Source organism: Microbacterium sp. (assembly GCF_035554235.1).
Classification (GTDB): Bacteria; Actinomycetota; Actinomycetes; order Actinomycetales; family Microbacteriaceae; genus Microbacterium.
The window spans coordinates 1-2,853 of record NZ_DATMIO010000202.1; the positions used below are offsets into that span (position 1 = coordinate 1).

Genomic DNA, 2,853 nt, shown 5'->3' on the forward strand with positions numbered 1-2,853 from the left:
GCACATATCCCGCCTCCGCGACCTGGCTCGTGACGCGGTCGCGCTCGGTCGCGTCGCCGAACCGGATCGCGAAGTCGCGCAGGCCGCGGGCCGCAGGGTCGGCCGGCGGGCCGCCGGCGCTCGCCCACGTGTTGAGCCCGACGTGGTGGTGGTAGTCGCCTGCGGCCAGGAAGGCCGCGTCGAGCCCGGCCTCGCGACCGTCGGCGGTCACGCCGAGGCCCAGGGCGTCGCGGTAGAAGCCGATCGCCCGATCGAGGTCCGACACGCGCAGGTGCACATGGCCGACGCGGACTGCGGGATGGATGGCGTTCGCTTTCATCGCGCTGACGTCTCAGGCGGTGATGGCCGCCCGGACCGGCGCGAGCTCGACCGGGATCCCGTTCAGGACCGCATTGCCCGACAGCGGATCGACCTGCGACTCGTCGGCCAGCACGTTGGAGTTCACACCGGCGTGCCGGCGGGCGACGTCCAGGCGAACGCCGGGCGCATCGTGTCCCCAGCCGTGCGGTATCGAGACGACGCCGGGCATGATCGCGTCGGTCAGCTCGACGGCGACCTCGATCGACCCCACCGAGGAGCTGACCCGCGCGTCGTCGCCGTCCGCCACGCCGAGGCGAGCGGCATCCTCGGGGTGGATGTGCAGCGTGCAGCGCGGCTTGCCCTTCACGAGAGCCGGCAGGTTGTGCATCCATGAGTTGTTCGAACGCAGTTGGCGGCGCCCGATCAGCACGATGCCCCCGTTGCGCTCGCGTGCGAGCGCCGCGCCCAGCCTCTCGACATCGGCCACGATCGCGGGCGGCGCCAGCTCGACCATGCCCGACGGCGTGCGCAAGACCTCGGGCAGGCGCGGGCGGTGTGGCCCGAGGTCGACCCCGTGTGGGCTGCTCTCCAGCTCCTCGAGGGTCAGGCCGTAGGGCCCGACGCGGAGCATGAAGTCGAGAATTCGTTCGGGCCCGCGGCGCGGCTCGAGCTCGGCGATCAGATCGGCTGGGTCGCGGCCGGCGACCCGAGACGCCTCGTCGGCGACCTCACGGCCGACCAGCGTGGCGATCACCAGATCGTCGAGGGCCTCGATATCGGCGTCGGGACCCTGACCCGCGATGACGCCCGCCAGCCGCAGCAGGGTCTTCCATTCGGGCGGCTGCGAGCTCTCCAGCACGGGCGGCGAGTAGTTGGCCACGTTGCGCACGGCGAGCTGGAACAACGCGATGTCGTAGTGCGCCTTCTCGAGCGGCTCGGGCGCGGGGAGGATGACGTCGGCATGGCGGGTGGTCTCGTTGACGTACAGGTCGACCGCGAGCACGAAGTCGAGCCCCTCGATCGCGTTCTCGAGCCGTGCGGCGTTGGGTGTGGAGACCACCGGGTTGCCCGCGACCGTGACGAGCGCCCGCACCTGCCCTTCGCCCGGCGTGTCGATCTCCTCGGCGAGGCAGGCCACCGGCAGCTCGCCGTAGCTCTCGGCCAGGCCGCGAACGCGGCTGTGCCAGCGCCCGAGGCGCACGCCCTTGCCCGTGCCCGCGGCGCCCGACGCGTTCCTCTGGCCCGCGGCCGCGAGCGGGAACATCGCGCCGCCCTCGCGGTCGAGGTTGCCCGTGAGCACGTTCAGCACGTCGACGAGCCAGCTGGCAAGCGTGCCGAACTCCTGGGTGCAGGTCCCTATACGCGCGTAGACGGCGGCGCGCGGGGCGGAGGCGAGCTCGCGCGCAAGGCGGCGGATCTCCGCGGCGTCGATGCTGCACGCGGGCGCCACGCGCTCGGGCTCGAAGTCCTCGACGAGCGCCAGGACCTCCTCGAGACCGTTCACCCGTCCGCGCAGCGGGCCGAGGTCGACGAGTCCCTCCTGGACCAGCGTGCAGGCCATCGCGGCGAGCAGCAGCGCGTCGGTTCCGGGGCGGACGAAGTGGTGCTCGTCGGCCTCCTCCGCCGTGCGTGTGCGGCGCGGATCGACTACCACGACCTTGCCGCCGCGCTCGCGGATGCGGCGCAGCCGCCCGCGCATGTCGGGCGCGGTCAGCAGGCTCCCGTTCGACACCAGCGGGTTGGCGCCGAGGATCAGGAGATGGTCGGTGCGGTCGACGTCGGGTACGGGGACCGACAGCATCGTCCCGAACATGAGGCCGGCAGAGACCTGCTTGGGCATCTGGTCGACGGTCGAGGCCGTGTAGATGTTCTGCGTCCCCAGCGCTCGCAGCCACACGGGCCCGTACAAGAGGGACGAGAGGTTGTGGGCGTTCGGGTTGCCGATGTAGACCGCAACGGAGTTCTTGCCGTGCTCGGTGATGATCGGGGAGAGGCGTCGGTCGATCTCCTCGAAGGCCTCGTCCCAGCTCGCCTCGACGAGCTCGCTTCCGCGTCGTACGAGGGGGGTCTCGAGCCGGTCGGGATCGTCGTGCAGCTGCTTCAGCCCGTGGGCCTTGGGGCAGATGAAGCCGCGCGAGAGCACGTCATCCTTGTCACCGCGCACCGAGACGACCTCGCGGCCCTCGGTCTCGATCTCGAGCCCGCAGGTCGCCTCGCAGAACGGGCAGGTGCGGTAGTGCAGGGCCATTCGCGGGACCTTATCCCTGCTTGAGCTCGATCCAAAGCGCGCGCGAGGCGCACAGAAGCCGGCCCTCGGAGTCGAACAGCGCGCAGGCGGCATGCCGCTTTCGCCCATCGACCTGAAGCGGCCAGGACACGAGCGCGTGTGCCTCCCCGACCCTCACCGGACAGGCGAGCCGCGCGGTCAGCTGGGCGAGCACCATCGGCGGCCCCTGCCCGAAGTTCGCGACGGGAGCGCTCGTGGGGCAGTCGAGCGCCGCCCAGACGCATTCCGGGCGGACCATGCCGTCGCCCCCGGAGACCGACTCGTCC

3 protein-coding genes are annotated in these 2,853 nt (G+C 71.7%); all 3 read right to left on the bottom strand.

The window, feature by feature from the left end; translation table 11 throughout:
- A partial coding sequence (locus tag VNT50_RS10570; protein ID WP_325485075.1) for a VOC family protein occupies window positions 1-319 on the bottom strand: 319 nt, incomplete at its 3' end.
- A gap of 12 nt (window positions 320-331) precedes the next feature.
- Window positions 332-2,548: a molybdopterin oxidoreductase family protein gene (locus VNT50_RS10575; protein WP_325485076.1), complete on the bottom strand. Its 2,217-nt coding sequence runs from the start codon at window positions 2,546-2,548 to the stop codon at window positions 332-334.
- 10 nt (window positions 2,549-2,558) lie between these two features.
- Window positions 2,559-2,853 (bottom strand): hypothetical protein (locus tag VNT50_RS10580; protein ID WP_325485077.1); only part of this gene is annotated, 295 nt, incomplete at its 5' end.